The organism is Herbiconiux sp. (genome assembly GCF_023264895.1).
Lineage (GTDB): Bacteria > Actinomycetota > Actinomycetes > Actinomycetales > Microbacteriaceae > Herbiconiux.
In genome coordinates this window covers 58712-78031 of the sequence record NZ_JAHFUY010000017.1, presented here as the reverse complement: position 1 = coordinate 78031, position 19320 = coordinate 58712, and the positions used below count along the sequence as shown (strand labels likewise).

The following is a 19320-nucleotide window of genomic DNA, read 5'->3' as shown; positions in this document are numbered from 1 at the left end:
GCGGGGCTATGGCGCAGTTGGTAGCGCGTCTCGTTCGCAATGAGAAGGTCAGGGGTTCGAATCCCCTTAGCTCCACCACCACGGAACCCCCGGGATCGATGCGATCCCGGGGGTTCTTCGCGTCACCGCCGTCGTCGCGGAATCCGGGTAGCGCGTTCCGCGCGAAAACCGCGGTCTTGGCGCAGGTGGCGCTACCAGGAGTGACTGTGCGGGAGGGTGTGGCGGCCCCACGACCTGCACACCGCGGGCAAGGGGGCCACGATGGTGGCCACGCTCGAGCGGCTCATCCGGGGAGAGCACGTCGAGGCGATGACGCCGGTCCCGATCGAGCTCGTGCGGCGCGGATCGAGCTGACCGGAGCTCGGCCGATCCGCTCGGCTAGTCGGCCCTGAGCGACGCGACCATGCTGCGGAGTGCCGTGCGGGCCGCGGCCTGCTCGGCGTGAGTCAGGCCCTGGAGCATGCGCACCTCCACCGAGCGCACCGCCGCGGTGGCGGACTGCAGGCTGCGGCGGCCCTTGGCGGTCAGGCGGGTGGGGAGCACCTTCCCGGCGGGGGCCTCGGCGGGGCGGGTGACCTGCCCGTCCCGTTCCAGAGCCTGCAGCAGGACGTTCATCGACTGTCGGGTGACGAAGGTGCCGCGCGCCAGCTCGGAGTTGGACAGGCCGGGGCGCTGGGAGAGCAGTTCGAGGCAGGAGTAGTGCGTGATGGTCATGCCCAGGGGGCGGAGCACGCCCTCCATGGCGGCGCGGAGAGCGCTCGAGGCCTCCTTGAGGAGGTAGCCGAGCGAGGTGTCGAGGTCGATTCCGGCGTCGTCTTGACTCATGTCAGTATTCTGACATAGGTTGATCCGTGTCAGCTAACTGACACACCGACCGAAAGGAACACCGTGCCCGTCACCGGCCCCGACTTCATCTCCCTGCAGACCCGCGACCTCGACGCCTCCCAGGCCTTCTACGAGCACTACCTCGGCCTCGTCCGCTCGAAGGCGGGCCCGCCCCACGCCGTCGTGTTCGAGACTGCGCCGATCGCCTTCGCCCTCCGCGACCTCGTTCCCGGCACCGACCTCGACGCCGCCGGGCAGCCCGGCATCGGCGCGGCGATCTGGCTGCACGCCACCGACGTGCAGGAGATCCACGACACGCTGGCGGCGGACGGCCACACCATCGTCGCCGCTCCGATCGACGGCCCCTTCGGCCGCACGTTCACCTTCGCCGACCCCGACGGCTACCGCATCACCCTGCACGACCGCGCGTAGTCGCGCTCCCGGGTCGGCGCGGGCCGGGCAATCCGGAGACCGCGGGCGCTTCGAATGCTGAGGATGCCCGAGGGCAGCGAGACGCACCCGACCCGAAAGACACCACCGATGGGAAAACTGCTCTACGGAACGCACCAGCGCGAGCTCGAGATCGACGACCGCACCCTGGCCCACCTGAAGGTGGTGGTCATCACGAAGCTCCGGCGCGGAGAGACCTTCGGGCTCTCCTGGGAGAAGGACAAGCAGCAGGGGAGCGGGCGGAGCACGATCTGGCTCTCGCCGCACATCCCCCTGGAGTTCGACTTCTACGGCGGCCGCCCGCCCGGCCTCAACCGCGCGTGGCTCTCGATGCTCTCGGAATCGGCCGACCGCGGCGAGCTCGTGCTCGTCGCGGAGCCGTCCGAATCCGCGCAGCGCCCGGCGGGCTGACCGAGGGGGCGAACCCGCGGGCGAGCCGTGGGTGCTGCGGCGCTCGCGAAGCGGGATATCGTTGATCGACACGTGTCAGTTCACCGCGCCGATGGCCGCGGTCCCGCGAGAAAACAGGACGACGATGACGGACGCCGCCCCCACGACCCCTGCAGGCTGGTACCCGGATCCGGCCGTGGCGAACCAGCAGCGCTACTGGGACGGTGAGCGCTGGACCGAGCACGTGCATCCGCTCGCCCCCGCGGCGGCGCCGCAGGTGAACGCCGCGACGGGTGGTGGGTCGGGCGGCCCGCAGCGCCCCGAGAAGAAGCGTCGGGGCCTCGTCATCGGCCTGGTCGCCGGTGGCGCGGCGCTCGCCGTGGGCGTGACCGCGCTCTTCGTGTGGGGCATCCCGGCGCTGACCGGCCCGAAGCTCGTGACCGAGGAGGGCTGGGCCTACGCCTACGCGCCCCTGCTCGAAGACGTCGAGCCCGACCACACCTTCACCTTCCCCGCCGACTACGACCTCGAGGCGATGGCGCGCGAGAACGGCGACGAGTACGACAACAGCTTCGCCTTCGAGGTGTTCACCGACGCGGCGCTGACGAAGCACGCCGACCTCTCCGCCTTCCAGTGGAAGGGCGAGATCGACGTCTCGCCCGACGCGCTGTCGACCGGGCGCTTCTACACCGGCACCGGCCTCGGCTACGACGAGAGCCTCGAGCGCGAGTTCGAGTTCAACCCGGACGGCGGATTCTTCTGGGGCCTCAACGAGGAGTACTTCCTCGTGCAGAAGCTCGACCGTTCGGGCGAGCCGCTCGAGAAGCCCATCGTGCACCCGTTCACCATCGAGCGCCCCCTCGAGGCGCCCGAAGCGGTCTACACGGCCGACGAGAACGGCACGCTGCAGGTGAGCTGGGATCCCGTCGACGGTGCGACCGAGTACCTCGTGACCGTCTCGTCGTGGGACGGGGATCGCCGGAGCGTCGACATCGTGGGCACCACGACCGAGACGACATGGTCTCCTCCGCTCCTCGACCCGTTCTCGGGGGAGGAGGTCGAGGTCGAGCTCGCCCAGAACGAGGGTCTCGAGACCTACGCGCTCTGGAGCGCCGCACAGCTCGCCGACGCCGGATCCAGCGGCACGGTCAACCCGCTCGACAACGACACGAGCGAGTACGAGTACGCCGTGGTCGCGACCGACGGCTCCCAGTTCTCCTCGACCAACTCGACCGACGCCGAGGCGGTCGCCGCGTCGCTGCCGAAGGAGATCCCGCTCGACGCGAAGGAGCAGCAGTTCCCGAACGGTCAGTGGGTCGACTCGCTCGACCAGATCCCCACCCGGTTCCTCTTCACGTCGCTCGACGGCGCGACGAGGCAGACCGCCGGCTACATCGACCCCGAGATGGTCACGCCGGGCGACGAGACCTCCTGGCGCCTCGCCCTGATCGGGAAAGGCACGGCGCTGAGCTGGCCGGTGCGGCTGAACGCGCCCGATCGGGCGAGCGTCGATGCGCAGATCGCCGCCTACAACGCGCGCGTCGCCGCCGAGGCGCCGACGACCGGGATGCCGGAGATCACCCTCGTGGCCGAAGCGGTCGACGCGGACTTCGACCAGTACACGCCCTCGACGGTCGCGCCCGAGGTCGACTACCCCGTCTACGGCAGCAACGACTTCACCGAGTACCTCGCAGCCAACCTCGTCGCCCGCGAGGACGCCATCGACATCTCGGAGTTCCAGGACGCGCCTGGCATGCCGGAGCTCGACGACGCGATGGGCGAGGCGGTCTACCAGAACCCCTACGTGCTCGGCTACCGCGGCTACTCCGTCCGCGACGCGGTCGTCTACGTCACCTACGCCAACGACCCCGACGAGACCACGCGCCTGCAGGCCGAGGTCGAGAAGGCGACGGCGGCCGCCGTGCAGTCCGTCGTGACCGACGGGATGAGCGACGCCGAGAAGGCGACGGCCCTCAACAGCTGGCTCGTCGACACGGCGGAGTACGACACCCCGGCCTTCGAGGCCTCCTTCTTGAGCTACCCCGACGGCTTCGAGCACGCCTGGGACCCGAGCGGCGTGCTGCTCTCCGAGAACGGCAACGTCGGGGTCTGCGCGAGCTACGCGGCGGCCTACAAGGCGCTGCTCGACGAGGCGGGCGTCGAGAGCGTGGTCGTGACCGGCGACGTCTTCGACGGCGGTGGGCACGCCTGGAACAAGGTGCAGATCGACGGGCAGTGGCTGGCGGTCGACCCCACCTGGAACGACGGATCCGACCCGTCGGCGTACCTCCTCATCACCGACGGCGAGTTCGTCGACCAGGCGGCACGCGCCGAGGACACCCAGTGGATGGCGGACCTGCGGATCGCGGGCTACGCGACGCCGTAGCGCCCGTCGCCTCCGTCGCTCACTCGCGGTAGGCGGCGGGCCAGATGCCGTGGCGCCCGGGGGAGAGGATGCCCTTCGGGTCGACGGCGTCCTTGATAGCTTCGCAGAAGCGCCGGTAGGAGTGGTCGCCGAACGAGAACTGGTCGGAGGCGAGATCCATGATGTCGATGTGCGCCCGGTACTCGCCGTAGCCGAGCGTGCCGAAGTGCTCGACCATCTTCTTGAGGGTGTCGCGAGCCCGCCGCACCTGGGCCTCGTCGTCGAGCACGAGGCTCAGGTTGCAGATGAAGATGAGCGAGCGCTCGTTCGTGACGATCACGCCGGCCGAGAGGTTCTCGTCGAGGTTCTCGCGGATGAACTCGCTCGCGAGCCGCTCGAACTCCGCGACCTCCTTGCCCACGAGCGGGATGACGGGTGAGAACGCGAGGTGGCCGATGCCGTCGGGCACCGCGTTCATCATGTCCATGGTCGGGACTCCCGCGTGCACCTTCTCGGTGAAGCTCTCGAACGGCCCCCACTCGTCTTTCGTGAAGGTGCGGTCGTGCACGATCCGGGAGCCCTCGAGGGCGCTCCAGGCCTCCGTGATCTTCGCGAGCTGATGCTCCACCACGGGTCCGTCTCCCCAGAGCGCGGCGCGGAACCCCCAACGACCGAGGCCCGAGCTGTCAGCGAGCTCCTGCAGCTGCTCCTCGCTGAGGGCGCCCTTGCCGCCGAGATACTCGCCGAGCTCGGGGAACTGCCACGCCAGCGAGACGATGTTGTAGAAGCACGGCACGCCGCGGAGCACGCCACTGAGGCGGAGCTCCCGGATGATGTCGACCGCCTGCTCGAGCTGGTCGCCCCGCGGGATGGTGAGATAGAGCGGGGCGTAGGCCTCGGGGCGGCGCATGAGCCAGTAGCCCATCCGGGTGACGATGCCGTAGTTCGACTGCACGAAGAGCGGATCGAGCACGGGGCCGAGACCGCGCTTGTAGAGGTGCCACGACTTGTTGCCGGGCACGCCGCCCATGCCGGTGCGGAGCAGCTCGCCGTTCGCGAGCACGACCTCCATGCCCGTGGCGGCCTGGAAGTCCATGCCGTAGGGGAGGTACGTGCCGCCCGAGTCGAGCGTGTTCCCCACCACGGAGCCCCAGCCGATGTCGGGGATGCTCACGATGAGGTCCTCGTTGCCCGAGGCCTCGAGCGCGTCGACGAGGTCGAACCAGCGGACGCCCGGCTCGACCACCGCGTAGGCGAGCTCCCGGTTGATCTCGAGCACCTTGTCCATGCGCCGGAAGCTCAGCAGGATCGAGCCCTTCACCCGGGGCGACGGGCCGCCGTAGCCGTTGTTGCGGCCCTGCGAGCTCGTCCAGATCGGCACGCCCGCGTCGCTCGCGATGCGCACGATCTGCTGCACCTGCTCGGTGCTCGTGGGGTAGACCACGGCGGAGGAGTCGTAGGTGCGGTCGCCCTGGTACCAGTAGGGGTCGCGGTACTGGTCGCGGTCGGCGTCCTCGAGGTGCACGGCGTCGTCGCCGACGACCGCCACGAGGCGGCGGACGGTCTCGGCGGTGAGGGTGAACCCGGGGGTGGTGATGGTCATGGCGACTCCTTCGTCGTCGGGGCGGGGTGGCGGTCGAAGGCGGCGCGGATGGCGTCGTGGCGGGCGCCGACCGCCTCCCACAGCTCGGGGTGGGTGATGGCGTAGAGCTCGTCGCCGCGGATGGCGCGGGTGGTGATGCGGCCCGCGTCGATCGGGTCGATCCAGCGCAGGCCGCTGTAGGCGGGGTCGTGCGAGATGTCGACGTCGGTGAGTCCGCCCTCGAGGCCGGCGGGGCGGTTGCGGGAGCTCGCCTTGATGTTCGTGCGCACGGGCCCGGGGGTGAGGATCGTGACGTGCACGTCGGAGCCCTCCTCGGCGAGCTCCACGGCCATCGTCTCGGTGAGGGCCGCGACGGCGAACTTGGTGGCCGAGTAGGCGCCGAGCCCCGGGTTGATCGAGAACATCGCGTTGGAGGCGGTGTTGACGATGTGGCCGCCGCGCTCGTTCGCGCGGAGCAGGGGGAGGAAGGTCGTGACGCCGTGCACGACGCCCCAGAGGTTGACGTCGATCATCCACCGCCAGTCGGCGAGCGTGAGGTCGGCGACGCGGGCGAGCGGGCCGATGCCGGCGTTGTTCACCACGATGTCGACGCGGCCGAACCGATCGAGCGTCGCCGTGGCGAGCGAGTCGACGCTCTCGGCGCTCGTGACGTCGACGTGCATCCCGACCGCACCGATCTCGGCCGCGGTGGCCTCGCAGACGTCCCGCTGCACGTCGGCGATCACCACCTCCGCACCCTCGGAGATCAGCTGCTCGGCGATGCCGCGCCCGATTCCGGATGCGCCGCCCGTCACCACCGCGACGGCGCCCTCGATCCGCGTCATGCGGCGGCCCCCGCCATCCGGTGCGTGCTGCGGATGCGTGCCCGTCGCATCCGGTGCGTGCCGCGGATGCGTGCCATCGCGTACCCCCGATCGCAGGGGCGCCGATGCCCCCTTGTCGCGCCCACCGTATGAACCACCCGCAGCGCCCGTCAACGACACAGTTGCGGGGAACTACCCCGGATCCGCCGCCTTACAGCCGGAGGCCGCCCGATCGTCGCGCACTATAATCGGTCGCATGGTGACGGTCCCGATCGATGCAGCGCTCCGAGCGCCGAGCCTCGACCGAGTGCGCGCTCTTCGGGAGCCGATAGAGACCGCAGCTGCACGTCGCCGTCTCCACGACGTCCGAGTCTTCGGCTCGGTGGCGCGTGGCCGGACCCGTGCGGGTTCCGACCTCGACCTCCTCGTGCACCCGGAACCCGATGCCTCCATCTTCGATCTCGCCGGATTCATGGCCGATGTCGAGGAGCTCGTGCGAGTCAGCGTCGACGTCGTCTCGGACCGAGGGACCGGGCCCACGCTGGCACGCATCCGCGCCGAGGCCGTTCCTCTGTGACCGACGGCGAGGTGGACAGGGTGCCGGCCCTCCTCGCCGACATCGCACGGTTCGCGGCATCAGCTCGTCGAGTGGCCGAACGTGGCCACGACCGCTTCGTCGATCCGGAGGACGACGATCAGCGCCGCATCGCGCGGTCGCTCATGGTGGATCTGTCTGCCGCGGCCGACCGGCTCCCCCCGAGTCGTTCCGAGCGTCGCATCCGCAGATCGACTGGCGCGGGATCCGTGCCGTGCGCAGCTTCATCGCCCACGACTACGACGGCACCGACGAGGAGATCCTCTGGCAGGCGGTCGCCGTGCAGTTCCCCGCGATCGCCGAGGCGCTCCTCGAGGACTGAGGGGTGCGCGCGGCCTACTTGAGGAGGCGGGAGAGGACGCGGTCGGCGAGGGGCTTGCCGCCGGTCTGGCAGGTGGGGCAGTACTGCAGGGAGGAGTCGGCGTAGGTGACCTGGCGCACCGTGTCGCCGCAGACGGGGCAGGGCTCGCCCGTGCGGCCGTGCACCTGGAGGTTCGACTTCTTCTCGCGCTTGAGCTCGCTCGCGGCGAGGCCGTCGGAGCGAGCGACCGCATCGCGCAGGGTGGACTGCAGCGAGGCGTAGAGAGCGGCGATCTCGGGCGCGGTCATGGCGGCGGGCTTGAAGGGCGACATGCGGGCGGCGTGCAGGATCTCGTCGGAGTAGGCGTTGCCGATGCCCGCGATGAGGGACTGGTTGCGCAGCACTCCCTTGATCTGAGCGCGACCGGCCGCGGCGAGGATGCCGGCGAAGGCCTCCTCGGTGAAGGCCGGGTCGAGCGGATCGGGACCCAGCCGGGCGATGCCAGGGACGTCGGCCGGATCGCGCACGAGCGAGATCGCGAGGCTCTTCTTGGTGCCCGCCTCGGTGATGTCGAGGCCCGATCCTGCCGCGAGCCCGTTGCCGCCCTCGAGGATGAGGTGGGCCGCGAGGGGACCGCGCGAGGGCTTGCCCGTGGGCGGTGGCGGCGGGCCGTCGCGCCAGCGGATCCAGCCGGCCCGCGCGAGGTGGATGACGAGGTGGAGACCCCCGATCTCGAGGTCGAGGAACTTGCCGTGCCGGCGCACCCCCTCGACCGTCTCGCCGCTCAGAGCCGACAGCGGCGGATCGAACGTCTTGACGGCCGCGAACGAGACCGCCTGGAACCGTTCGACCACCTGCCCGCGCAGGCGAGCGCCGAGGTCGGTGACCAGGGCTTCGACTTCCGGCAGTTCGGGCACGCGTCCAGTCTGCGCCCGGCCGCCGACATCCGCTCGCGTTGGCTGGCGTTCACCTGGTGTTCGACGCGGGTCGCCACACTGCGGTCGACGCCTCTCGGCGTGCGAAAGGGCCCTCATGCGAAACCACTGGCGGAAGAACGCCGCGCTCCTCGTCTCGACCGCTCTCGCGGTCCCGCTCCTCGCGGCGCTGTCGCCGCTGGGCGTCTCGTCGGCCTCTGCTGCAGGCGCGCCCGTGACGGGCCCTGCTGCTGACTCGGCGGCTGCCGACATCCGCATCAACGAGATCGAGTCCGACGGCGACGCCGTGGGCGACTGGGTGGAGTTCACGAACACCGGATCGGCCGCCATCGACGTCTCGGGCTGGATCGTGCGCGACGACAACGACGGGCGCACCGACGCGCTGCCCGCGGGCTCCGTCATCCAGCCGGGTGGGTTCCTGTCGTTCGGCGACCCCGAGATGTCGTTCGGCCTCGGACGCGCCGACACCGTGCGGCTCTACCTGGCCGACGGCTCGACCCTCGTCGACTCCTGGGCCTGGACCCAGCATGCCCCCACGAGCTACGGCCGCTGCCCCGACGGCACGGGCGAGTTCATCGCCACCGTCTCGCCCACCCGCGGCGCCGCGAACGACTGCACGCTCGACCCGGCCACCGTCGTGCGCATCAACGAGGTCGAGTCCTCCGGCGGCACGCCCGGCGACTGGATCGAGCTCGTGAACACCGGTTCGGTGCCGGTCGACGCCTCGGGTCTCGTGGTGAAGGACGACAACGATTCCCGCACCCTGCAGGTGCCCGCGGGCACCGTCATCCCGGCGGGTGGCTTCGCCGCTGTGGATGTCGACGTCGACGTCGAGGTCGGCTTCGGGCTCGGCGGCGCCGACACCGCGCGCATCTTCAGTGCCGACGGCGCGACCCTCATCGACTCCTACAGCTGGACCTCCCACGCCGCGACCACCTACGGCCGCTGCCCCGACGGTTCGGGCGAGTTCGTGCTCACCCAGAGCGCCACGAAGGCCGCCGCCAACGACTGCGCCCCCGTGGTGGTGCCCGGAGACGCCGTGCGCATCAACGAGATCGAGTCCAACGGCGGCACACCGGGCGACTGGATCGAGCTCGTGAACCCGACGGCCGACACGGTCGACCTGAGCGGCTGGATCGTCAAGGACAACGACGACAGCCACACCGCCACCCTCCCCGCCGGCACCACGATCGCCGCCGGCGCCTTCCTCGCCGTCGATGACAGCACCCTGGGGTACGGCCTCGGATCGGCCGACTCGGCGCGCCTCTACGCCCCCGATGGCGTGACCCTCATCGACTCCCACACCTGGAACGGCCACGCCGCCACGACTTACGGCCGCTGCCCGGATGCCACGGGCGAGTTCACCACCACGACCTCGCCCACGAAGGGCGCACCGAACGACTGCAGCGCGCCCGTGCGCATCAACGAGATCGAGTCCTCCGGCGGCACGCCCGGCGACTGGGTGGAGCTGAAGAACAACGGTGCCGACACCGTCGACGTCTCGGGCTTCGTGCTGAAGGACAGCGACGACTCCCACGCCGTCGCGCTCCCCGTCGGCACGAGCATCGCGGCGGGCGGCTACCTCGCGGTCGATGTCGAGGCCGGCGCCACCGGCTACGGCCTCGGCGCCAACGACTCGGTGCGGCTGTTCGCCGCTGACGGCACCACGCTCGTCGACTCGCACACCTGGGCGGGCCACGCGGCCACGACCTACGGCCGCTGCCCCGACGGCACCGGGCCGTTCGCCGAGACGACCGCGCCGACCAAGGGCGCCGTGAACGCCTGCGCCGGAGACCTCGAGACGATGCCGTGGCCGGGTGGCTCCGACGTCGAGACCGCCGACGAGGCGGGCTTCTTCGGCACCAACATGAGCGGGCTCGCCTACGAGACCTCCGTCACGGCCCCGTCCGCTCTCGACGAGGGCACGCTCTGGGCCGTGAAGAACGGGCCGGGCACGCTCTACCGCCTCGACTGGACCGGCTCGGCCTGGGCACCTTCGGCCGACGCCGGGGCCGGCGGGGCGGCCGGAACGCCGCTGCACTACGCCGACGGCACGGGCGACGTCGACGCCGAGGGCGTCGCGTTCACCGCGGCCGGGCCCGCGGGTGGCGTCTTCGTCTCGAGCGAGCGCGACAACTCGGTGTCGGGCACGAGCCGGCCCGCGGTGCTGCGCTACGACGTGACGGGCGCCGACTCGGGTGCGGGTGCGGGCCTCTCCGCCTCGATGGAGTGGAACCTCGCCGCCGATCTGCCGGCCGTGGGAGCGAACGCGGGGCTCGAGGGCATCGCCTGGGTCCCGGATGCCGCGCTCGTGGCCAAGGGCTTCGTCGACGAGCGCACGAACGCGCTCTACGACCCGACGCTGTACGCCGGCCACGGCGACGGCCTGTTCTTCGTGGGGCTCGAGGCGAACGGGACGGTCTACGCCTACGCGCTCGACCAGGTGAGCGGCGGCTACGACCGCGTGGCCACCATCGCGAGCGGGTTCACGGGCGTGATGGAGCTCGAGTGGGATGCCGAGCGCTCGGTGCTCTGGGCGGTCTGCGACGACACCTGCGACGGGCGGAGCGCGCTGCTCGACGTGGCCGGTGCTTCTGCTGGGACCCCTGGCGGTGGCGCTGCCGGTGCTGCCGCCGGCCGCTTCGTGGTGACCGAGGTGCTCGAGCGGCCCACGGGCATGCCGAACCTCAACAACGAGGGGTTCGCGCTCGCGCCGCAGTCGCAGTGCGTCGGCGGATCGAAGACCGCGTACTGGTCGGACGACAACGGCACCGACGGGCACTCCCTGCGCACCGGCACGGTGGAGTGTGCGGAGGCGCCGGTGGATCCGACCGACCCGACCGACCCGACGGATCCGACCGATCCCACCGACCCGACCGATCCCACCGATCCCACGGTCCCGACCGATCCCACCGTCCCGACCACGCCGACCGATCCGGCGCCCACTGGGCCGGGCGCCCCCGTGGTGACCGGGCCGCAGCCGGTCGACGGCAGCGCCCTCACCGAGGGCTCGCGCGGATCGGTGGCCGTCGCGGCCACCGCGCAGCAGGGTCAGACGGTGGTGGTCACCGTGGGAGCGGCGCACGCGGGTGAGCAGGTCGACGTGTGGCTGCACTCCACGCCCCTCAGCCTCGGCCGCCACACGGTCTCCGCCGCGGGCACGGTCTCGGTGACGATCCCGGCCACCGCACCCCTCGGCGCTCACCGCCTCGCGGTCGTCGCGCTCGACGGAACGCTCATCGGCTGGGCGGACATCAGGATCACCGCGGCGTCGAGCGCACCGACCGGAACGCTCGCCTCCACCGGTGCCGATCCCTTCGTGCCGGCAGGCCTCGCGGCTGCGCTGCTCCTCGCCGGTCTCGCGATCCGCCGCCGGCGAACGGTCTGACCTGCGCCGCCGGTCGACTCCACCGCCGGTCGACTCCACCGCCGGTCGACTCCACCGCTCATCGCGGGGGAGTCGGCCGGCCGGCGTCGTCAGAGGACGAAGAGCATCTCCTGGTAGGTGGGCAGGGGCCACAGGTCGTCCGCCACGAGCTCCTCGAGCGCGTCGGCGGCGCTTCGGACGGCCGACATCGCGGGCAGCAGAGCGGCGGCGGCGTGCTGCGCCTCGCCGAGAGCCGAGTGGCCGGTGTCGGCCGCCAGCGCCGAACGCAGACCGGCCAGCGCCGAGCGCAGTGCGGCGAGGGGCGCCGACGCCTCCTCGAGCGGGCCGAGGTCGGGCTCGAGGCCCGCGGCCTTCAGCGCGGCGACGTTCTGGGCGATCTCGGTCTGGTGCCGCACCGCGGCCGGCAGCACCACGGTCGTGCCCATCTCGAGAGTCAGGCGCGCCTCGACGCCGATCGTGAGGGCGTACTGCTCCAATCCGATCTCGTAGCGCGAGTGCATCTCCCGGTGGTTGAATACCCGGTACTTCTCGAACAGCGCCAGAGCTTCGGGAGTGATCAGCTCCGGGAGGGCGTCGAGCGTGGTCTTGAGGTTCGCGAGACCGCGCTTCTCCGCCTCGATGGGCCAGGCATCCGCGTAGCCGTCGCCGTTGAAGACGATGGCGCCGTGCTGGGTGATGATCTCGGTGAGGAGGGTCTGCACGGCCTCGTCGAAGTCGGTGCCCGAGGCGACCGCGTTCTCGAGCTCGGTGGCGATGTGGTCGAGCGACTCCGCCAGGATCGTGTTGATCGTGACCATCGGGCCGGAGACCGTCTGCATCGATCCGGGCGCGCGGAACTCGAAGCGGTTGCCGGTGAAGGCGAACGGGCTCGTGCGGTTGCGGTCCCCGGGGTCGGTCGGCAGCACCGGCAGGGTGTCGACCCCGATGGTCATGTGCCCCTTGCCCTTCGAGGAGGTGGCGGGGCCCGAGGCGATCTGCTCGAACACGTCGGCGAGCTGGTCGCCGAGGAAGATCGAGATGATGGCGGGCGGCGCCTCGTTCGCACCGAGTCTGTGGTCGTTGGTGGCGGAGGCGACCGAGGCGCGCAGGAGGCCGGCGTACCTGTGCACGGCACGGATGACGGCGGCGCAGAACACCAGGAACTGGGCGTTGTCATGCGGGTTGTCGCCGGGCACGAGCAGGGAGCCGAGGGCCGAGTTGCCGAGCGAGAAGTTGACGTGCTTGCCCGATCCGTTCACGCCCTGGAACGGCTTCTCGTGGAACAGGCACTCCATGCCGTGCTTCTTGGCGATGGTCTTGAACGTGGTCATGAGCAGCTGCTGGTGGTCGGCTGCGATGTTGCCGCGCTCGAACATCGGCGCGATCTCGAACTGGCCCGGCGCCACCTCGTTGTGCCGGGTCTTCGCGGGGATGCCGAGCTTGAAGAGCTCCCGCTCCGTGTCCATCATGAAGCCGAGCACGCGTTCGGGGATGGCGCCGAAGTAGTGGTCGTCGAACTCCTGGCCCTTGGGCGGCTTCGAACCGAAGAGGGTGCGGCCGGAGTTCATGAGGTCGGGACGGGCCAGGAAGAAGTGGCGGTCGACGAGGAAGTACTCCTGCTCGGGCCCGCAGAACGACACGATGTTTCCCGGATTCGTGTGCCCGAACAGCTTCAGGATGCGCTCGGCGTGCGCGCCCATGGCCTGCTGCGAGCGCAGCAGCGGGGTCTTGTGGTCGAGCGCCTCGCCCGTCATGGACACGAAGACGGTGGGGATGCAGAGCGTGTTGCCGTTGGGGTTCTCGAGCACGTAGGCGGGGCTCGTGACATCCCAGCCCGTGTAGCCGCGGGCCTCGAAGGTGTTGCGCAGCCCGCCGTTGGGGAAGCTCGAGGCGTCGGGCTCGCCCTGAACGAGGGTCTTGCCCGCGAATTCGGCGAGGGCCGTTCCGTCGCCGACCGGTTCGAAGAAGCTGTCGTGCTTCTCGGCGGTGAGGCCGGTGAGCGGGTAGAAGACGTGCGCGTAGTGGGTGGCACCCTTCTCGAGCGCCCAGTCCTTCATGGCCGAGGCGACGGCGTCGGCGACGAGCGGATCGAGCGCGGCGCCGTGCTCGATCGTCGAGATGACCGACTTGTAGACCGACTTCGGGAGGCGCTTCTGCATGACGATGCGGCTGAAGACGTTCTCCCCGAAGATCTCCCCGGGTGCCTCGGTGCCGGCGAAGCTGACGGCGGGAGGCGTGTACGCCTCCACATCGCGGATGGCCTGCCTGCGGACGGTGTTCCCACTCATGTGCTTCCCCCTCGACGCGGCCTCTCGGGTCCGCCCCTCGGCGGGGGCCGCTCGCTCAATCTAGGGAGCGGGCGTGCCGGTGGTGTTTCCGGCGTGTGACGGTCTGAATCCGGGGCTCAGGGCAGGCTGCGGAGGGTGTTCTCGGGGTCGATGCGCTGGAGGAGGGCCTCCATGATGGTGTCGAGCTGGGCGACCTGCTCGGGGGTGAGCGCGTCGATCACGTGCTCGCGCACGTTCTCCACGTGGCCGGGGGCCGTGGCGACGACCTTCTCGAAGCCGGCGTCGGTGAGGTGGGCGTTCGTGGCGCGCCGGTCGCCGGGGCAGGGCAGGCGCTCCACGAAGCCGCGTGCTTCGAGGCGGCTCACGACGTGGGAGAGGCGGGGGAGCGTGGAGTTCGTGGTGGCGGCGAGGGCCGTCATCCGCAGCACCCGCCCGTCGGTCTCGGAGAGCTTCGCGAGCACGATGTACTCGAAGTGCGTGAGCTGGGCATCGCGCTGGAGCTGCGAGTCGAGGACGGCGGGCATGAGCTCCACGACGGCCTCGAGGCGGATCCACGCCCGCAGCTGTTCAGCCGTCAACCACCGCGCCCCGTCCATCCTCCGAGTCTAGATCCCTTGTCGGTACAACCATTCGGATCCGTCCGCCCGGTCCTCGGGTATCTCCGGGCCGCCCGGGTAGCGCCAACTGCGCGATACCGGTGGCTTTGGCGCGGTTGGCGCTACCCCGAGGGCACCTGCCCGTAGAGCGCGGCGAGCTGTGCGCCGATGGCCGCGAGCTCGTCGCGCACGGATCGCGGCTCGAGCACCTCGGCGAAGCCGCCCCAGCCGGCGAGCTCCCGCGCGATCATCGTGCCGGTCGCGGCCGCCACCCGCACTCGGCTGCGCCCGTCATCGCGCCCGTCCTCCTCGTCGAGCACCTCGCAGTGCCGGCCGAAGCGGGAGCGCAGATAGCCCACCAGCGCCGACTCCACGAGCAGCACGGCCGACACCGCAGCCCGCTCGTGCTCCACCTCGGCCACCACCCGCTCCCACTCGGCGCTGAGGTCGAGGCCGGCCGGCCGCTCGACGAGGCGGTCCACGTGCTCGACCCGGCGCATCCGCTCGACCCGGAACGAGCGCGGGGGAGCGGAGACCCCGGTGACGGGGGTCGGGCCACCGGGAGGCTCCGCCGCGACCGGCGCGAGCAGGTACCAGACGTCGTTCTTCTGCACGAGACCCCACGGCTCGACGAGCAGGTCGGCCTCGGGCGAGTCCCACCCGGCGTAGCGCAGCCGCACCGCCCGGCGTCGCACGATCGCATCCTGCAGCACGGCGAGGTGCACCGGATCCATCGCCCGGCGGTCGCCCCGGCCACCCTCGTGGCCGACGGTCGAGGCGCCCCAGGCCGACCGGTCGACGACCACCGCCGCGGCCGCGGCCTCCGCATCGGCCCGGAAGGTGCTCGGCAGCGCCCGCACGAGCTTTCGCAGCGCCGTGCGCGCATCCGGATCGATCGCGGCCGCAGGCCCGAGCAGCAGGAAGAGCGCCTGCGCCTCGGGAGCGGTGAGCCCGCTGAGGTCGGTGCGCGCGCCACCGAGCAGCGACCAGCCGCCACCTCGGCCCGACTGCGGATACACGGGGATGCCCGCGCTCGACAGGGCTTCGAGGTCACGCCGGGCCGTCGCCACCGACGTCTCGAGCTCGTCGGCGAGCTCGCGCGCGGTCACGCGCCCCCGCGCCTGGAGGAGGAGCACGGCGGCCACGAGACGGTCGGCACGCATGTCTCCATTGTGCGCATGAAAGTAGTCATAAGGTGAGCACTTATGACTCGCAGACTGAGATCACATCGCCGGTCGAGCACGACGGATCGGCCCGACACGAAGGAGAGCACCATGCTGCGTGGACTCACCACCGTCAGCTTCTACGCCACCGACCTCGACGCCGCCGAGGCCTGGTACGCCGAGCTGCTCGGCATCGACGCCTACTACCACGTGCCCGGCTACACCGAGTTCCGGATCGGCGACCACGAGCACGAGCTCGGCATCATCGACGCCCGCTACGCGCCAGCCGGCCGCACCGACGGTCGCGGCGCGGGCCTCGGCGGCGAGATCGTCTACTGGCACGTCGACGACGTGGAGGGATCGCTCGCACGCCTGCTCGCGCTCGGCGCCACCCCGCACGAGAAGCCGATCGAGCGCGGCCCCGGGTTCGTCACGGCCTCGGTGGTCGACCCGTTCGGCAACGTGCTCGGGATCATGTTCAACCAGCACTACCTCGACCGGCTGGCGGCGAGGCCGATCGTCTCGTGAGCCGGCACGCCGTCAGTCGCGGACGATCCCGCGCAGCTCCCACTGCCGCACGCGCCCCGAGCGGGTGGCGGCGCAGGTGCTGAGGAGGGGCTCCGACAGGTGCTCGGCGAGCTCCACGGTGATGACGCCCGCCGCGTCACCCAGCCGCACGGTCCAGTGCGCCGCGCCGAGCACGCGATCGCCGTCGCCGTGCCAGCGCTCGTCGAGCGGGGGGTAGGCGTCGAGCCCGTCGTCGCCGAACTCCTCGCGCGCGAAGTGCTGGGCGGCCTGCACGGGGTGGGTGAGCGAGCTGCGGCCGCGGTAGAACTCGTCGACCACGCGCCTGTCGAGATACGCCTCGGCCACGTGCGCGGCATCCGCGTCGTCGACCTTGCCGTAGTAGAGGCCGTGCGGGAAGAGCACCATCGTCCCGGCGAAGCGGTCACCACCGAGGTGGGAGCACTCCCAGGTCTCGTCGGGGTAGGCCTCGGCGAGGCGCGTGACGACCTGTCGGCCGCGCACGGCACAGCACTGATCGTGCCGCGCGTGGGCGCAGACGGCGAACAGCGGCCGCTCCGACACCGTGCCCGTGGAGCCGTCGAGAGGAACTTCGAGCAGATCGGCGGGGGAGCCGACCTCGCCCCAGCGCACCACCTCGTGGCCTGGACGGGAGTCGACGAACGCCCAGCGCCACGAGGTCTGCGCCTCGCGGCGACCGGTGCGCCGGATGGCGAGCGGGCGCATCCCGGCCGCCTCGATGCGGGTCACGAGCGCGCGCCCCAGCTCGGTGTCGAACGGCGGGTCGAGGAACGCCCGCGTGCCCCAGGCACCCGAGATCTCGACCAGGAACCACTGCAACCCCCGAGACCCGGTGGCCACGAGCGGATCGTCGCGCTCGCGAGCGCGATCGCTGCACGGCCGCCACTCGACGGTCACGCCGCCGCTCTCACGCCGGCACCAGGATGCCTTCGCGCAGCAGGCGACGCACCACCACGATCGCGTCGGCGTCGTCGAGCCCCGGCAGCTCCTCGAGCGGCACGGCGCCGCCCTCGTGCAGCCGGCGCACGGCCGCCTCGGCCTCTTCGGGGAGCGTGAGCGACTTCGAGGGCGTGACGATCCGCACCGTCCCGGATGCGCCGCCGTCGCCGGGCAGCGACTCGACCCGAGCGGCGAGCGATCCCCGCCAGCGCACCACCGAGGCCGGTCCGAGTGCCGCGATGGCGTCGATCGTCGCGAGCGGGGCGACGGGCTCGGGGCGGGTCGCCTCGGCGAACCGGCGGGCGAGCGTGCGGGAGACGAGCGCGCCCTGAGCGCCAGCGCCAGCGCTCGCGTCAGCGCCGTCACGAGCGCCCGCGCCGCCACCGGTGAGCGCCGTCACCATCTCGGCGACGACCTCCTCGACGACCGGCCGCACGGCCTCCGCGTCGGCCCAGTCCAGCCCGAGCGGCAGCGACCCCCGGAGCGACTCGTGCGCGCCGAGCGTCGAGACCAGCGCACGCACCACATCCGCCCGCGTGTAGGCCGACATGCCCACCGTGAGGTGCACCGAGGTGCCGCCGAGCGCGGTGGCGGAGTGGATCCAGCCGCGCGGCAGGTACAGTGCGTCGCCCGGCCGCAGCACGGCGTCGATCACGGGCTCGCCGAGCGCCGCCTCGGCGACGGCGGCCTTGTGGTCGGTCCACGGCTGGTCGCGGAGCGGATCCGGGTGCACGGGAGCGTGGATGCGCCAGTGCTTCTCCCCGGCGATCTGCAGCACGAACACGTCGTGCACGTCGTAGTGCGGGTCGAACCCGCGGGACGACGCCGGTGTCACATAGGCGTTCACCTGTGCCGGGTGCCCGATGTCGTCGACCAGTCGCCTCGTGAAGTCGATCAGCGGCGGCCACACACGGTGCAGCCCCTGCAGCACGATGGTGGCGCCGGCCGCGAACTCGGCGAGCACCTTCTCGGAGCTCACCTGGTCGCCGATTTCGGCGCCGAAGCCTCCGGAGGCGGTGAACGAGGCGGGCGGCAGGACGGATCCCTCGTGCGCCATGCGGATGAAGGGGGTGCGGAGACCGCGCTCCCGCACGAGCTCGTCGACCGCCGACGCGCTGAACAGGTCGGAGAAGTCCGCGTGCAGTCCGGAGGCGGGCGACAGCAGCGCCTGGCGCCCCCAGTACTCCGCGGCGAAGGTGTCGGGGGAGACGTCTATGCAGCGCGACAGCGCGGGCCGGGCCTCGGTGTCACCCGATCCCGGCCCGTCCGTCGTTCCGCGCACGGAATCGTGTGTCACGCCGAGCCGTCGGCCCCGCCGTCGTGGCCACCGGGGTTGGCTCCGCCGTCGGCCGGGCCCTCTCCCTCGTCGGCCGAGCCGTCGGCTCCGCCGTCGTGGCCGTCGGGGTTGGCTCCGCCGTCGGCCGGACCCTCGCCGCCGGCAGCCGAGCCGTCGGCCCCGCCGTCGTGGCCGCCCGGGTTCGCTCCGCCGTCGGCGGTTCCCTCGCCGCCCGCGGCGGTGTCGGTCGTGATGTCGTCGTCGTCGATTGCCATCTGATCTCCTCTCACAGGGCGGCTCGATGCCGTCGCTCGAAGCGTACGCCCGGCTCCCGACAGCCCGCATCCTCTTCCCGTCGCATTCCGGTCGGACGGAGGACGGCGACGAGGTCGAAGGCACGCCGTGCTCGGGGCCGTCCCAGGGCGGCGCAGTAGCGTGGCGGCATGCGCGCTCTCACTCACGCCTCCTTCGGCGAAGCCACCGACGTCCTCGAGGTCACCGACCGCCCCCTGCCCGAGCCCGGTGAGGGGGAGGTGCGCGTCCGCACCGTGCTGTCGCCCATCCACAACCACGACCTGTGGACCATCCGCGGGACCTACGGCTTCAAGCCGTCGCTGCCCGCGGCATCCGGAACCGAGGCCGTCGGCGTGGTGGACGCGCTCGGCGAGGGTGTGACGGCGCTCCAGGTCGGCCAGCGCGTCGTCACCGGCGGCACCTTCGGCGTGTGGGCCGAGTACTTCGTGGCGAAGGCCGCCGGGCTCATCCCCGTGCCCGACGGCATCGCCGACGAGACCGCGGCGCAGCTCATCTCGATGCCGTTCAGCGCCCTCAGCCTGCTCGACTACCTCTCCGCTTCGCCGGGGGACTGGATCGTGCAG

At 71.5% G+C, this 19320-nt stretch carries 18 protein-coding genes and 1 tRNA gene; 9 read left to right on the top strand and 10 right to left on the bottom strand.

The genetic code is table 11. From position 1 onward, the window contains the following. The first annotated feature begins 2 nt into the window (after positions 1-2). Positions 3-78, top strand: a tRNA-Ala gene (locus Q0D57_RS02300). Positions 79-378: 300 nt separating this feature from the next. On the opposite strand, the gene Q0D57_RS02295 is transcribed toward Q0D57_RS02300, so the two are convergent. Next, positions 379-825, bottom strand: coding sequence for a MarR family transcriptional regulator (locus tag Q0D57_RS02295; protein WP_291037472.1), 447 nt, complete (start codon positions 823-825; stop codon positions 379-381). Between the two features lie 63 nt (positions 826-888). Here Q0D57_RS02295 and Q0D57_RS02290 point away from each other — a divergent pair, with 63 nt between their 5' ends. From Q0D57_RS02290 to Q0D57_RS02280, 3 genes are all read left to right on the top strand, one after another. Next, positions 889-1257, top strand: a complete 369-nt coding sequence (locus Q0D57_RS02290; protein ID WP_291037470.1) for a VOC family protein — start codon at positions 889-891, stop codon at positions 1255-1257. A 108-nt stretch (positions 1258-1365) separates the two neighbouring features. Next, positions 1366-1686 (top strand): hypothetical protein, encoded by a 321-nt coding sequence (locus tag Q0D57_RS02285; protein WP_291037468.1) that lies wholly within the window; start codon positions 1366-1368, stop codon positions 1684-1686. A 124-nt stretch (positions 1687-1810) separates the two neighbouring features. Next, positions 1811-4051, top strand: a complete 2241-nt coding sequence (locus Q0D57_RS02280) for a DUF2510 domain-containing protein (RefSeq protein ID WP_291037465.1) — start codon at positions 1811-1813, stop codon at positions 4049-4051. Between the two features lie 19 nt (positions 4052-4070). On the opposite strand, the gene Q0D57_RS02275 is transcribed toward Q0D57_RS02280, so the two are convergent. Beyond that, positions 4071-5633 (bottom strand): FAD-binding oxidoreductase, encoded by a 1563-nt coding sequence (locus tag Q0D57_RS02275; RefSeq protein ID WP_291037462.1) that lies wholly within the window; start codon positions 5631-5633, stop codon positions 4071-4073. Beyond that, on the bottom strand, positions 5630-6457 hold the full coding sequence (locus Q0D57_RS02270; protein WP_291037459.1) for an SDR family NAD(P)-dependent oxidoreductase: 828 nt from the start codon (positions 6455-6457) through the stop codon (positions 5630-5632). Before Q0D57_RS02270 ends, Q0D57_RS02275 begins: the two co-directional genes overlap by 4 nt. A 235-nt stretch (positions 6458-6692) precedes the next feature. Here Q0D57_RS02270 and Q0D57_RS02265 point away from each other — a divergent pair, with 235 nt between their 5' ends. Next, positions 6693-7013, top strand: coding sequence for a nucleotidyltransferase domain-containing protein (locus Q0D57_RS02265; RefSeq protein ID WP_291037456.1), 321 nt, complete (start codon positions 6693-6695; stop codon positions 7011-7013). Between the two features lie 232 nt (positions 7014-7245). Beyond that, positions 7246-7353, top strand: a complete 108-nt coding sequence (locus Q0D57_RS02260) for a HepT-like ribonuclease domain-containing protein (protein WP_291037453.1) — start codon at positions 7246-7248, stop codon at positions 7351-7353. A gap of 14 nt (positions 7354-7367) precedes the next feature. Here Q0D57_RS02260 and Q0D57_RS02255 read toward each other — a convergent pair whose 3' ends face one another. Then, positions 7368-8249 (bottom strand): DNA-formamidopyrimidine glycosylase family protein, encoded by an 882-nt coding sequence (locus Q0D57_RS02255; protein ID WP_291037450.1) that lies wholly within the window; start codon positions 8247-8249, stop codon positions 7368-7370. 115 nt (positions 8250-8364) lie between these two features. Here Q0D57_RS02255 and Q0D57_RS02250 point away from each other — a divergent pair, with 115 nt between their 5' ends. Continuing rightward, positions 8365-11655: a lamin tail domain-containing protein gene (locus Q0D57_RS02250; protein WP_291037445.1), complete on the top strand. Its 3291-nt coding sequence runs from the start codon at positions 8365-8367 to the stop codon at positions 11653-11655. Between the two features lie 89 nt (positions 11656-11744). Here the strand turns inward: Q0D57_RS02250 and Q0D57_RS02245 are convergent, their stop codons facing one another. From Q0D57_RS02245 to Q0D57_RS02235, 3 genes are all read right to left on the bottom strand, one after another. Next, complete coding sequence (locus Q0D57_RS02245) at positions 11745-13922, bottom strand: glutamine synthetase III (protein ID WP_291037440.1); 2178 nt, start codon at positions 13920-13922, stop codon at positions 11745-11747. A 116-nt stretch (positions 13923-14038) separates the two neighbouring features. Next, positions 14039-14518, bottom strand: a complete 480-nt coding sequence (locus Q0D57_RS02240) for a MarR family transcriptional regulator (protein WP_291037437.1) — start codon at positions 14516-14518, stop codon at positions 14039-14041. Between the two features lie 122 nt (positions 14519-14640). After that, positions 14641-15681 (bottom strand): WYL domain-containing protein, encoded by a 1041-nt coding sequence (locus Q0D57_RS02235; RefSeq protein ID WP_291037430.1) that lies wholly within the window; start codon positions 15679-15681, stop codon positions 14641-14643. 111 nt (positions 15682-15792) lie between these two features. Here Q0D57_RS02235 and Q0D57_RS02230 point away from each other — a divergent pair, with 111 nt between their 5' ends. Next, on the top strand, positions 15793-16209 hold the full coding sequence (locus Q0D57_RS02230; protein WP_291037427.1) for a VOC family protein: 417 nt from the start codon (positions 15793-15795) through the stop codon (positions 16207-16209). 12 nt (positions 16210-16221) lie between these two features. Here the strand turns inward: Q0D57_RS02230 and Q0D57_RS02225 are convergent, their stop codons facing one another. Genes Q0D57_RS02225 through Q0D57_RS02215 form a run of 3 tightly spaced genes read right to left on the bottom strand, consistent with a single transcriptional unit; the run spans position 16222 to position 18717 of the window. Next, a complete protein-coding gene (locus Q0D57_RS02225; protein ID WP_291037424.1) occupies positions 16222-17124 on the bottom strand; it encodes a sucrase ferredoxin in 903 nt (300 codons plus the stop codon). Between the two features lie 10 nt (positions 17125-17134). Next, the gene (locus tag Q0D57_RS02220) at positions 17135-18448 is read right to left on the bottom strand and encodes a cupin domain-containing protein (protein ID WP_291037417.1); all 1314 of its coding nucleotides are present in this window, start codon (positions 18446-18448) and stop codon (positions 17135-17137) included. Positions 18449-18459: 11 nt separating this feature from the next. Next, positions 18460-18717 carry a BatC protein gene (locus Q0D57_RS02215; protein WP_291037414.1) on the bottom strand — a complete coding sequence of 86 codons (258 nt, stop codon included), beginning with the start codon at positions 18715-18717 and terminating at the stop codon, positions 18460-18462. A gap of 168 nt (positions 18718-18885) precedes the next feature. On the opposite strand from Q0D57_RS02215, the gene Q0D57_RS02210 reads away from it, so the two are divergent. Beyond that, positions 18886-19320 (top strand): alcohol dehydrogenase catalytic domain-containing protein (locus Q0D57_RS02210; RefSeq protein WP_291037411.1); only part of this gene is annotated, 435 nt, incomplete at its 3' end.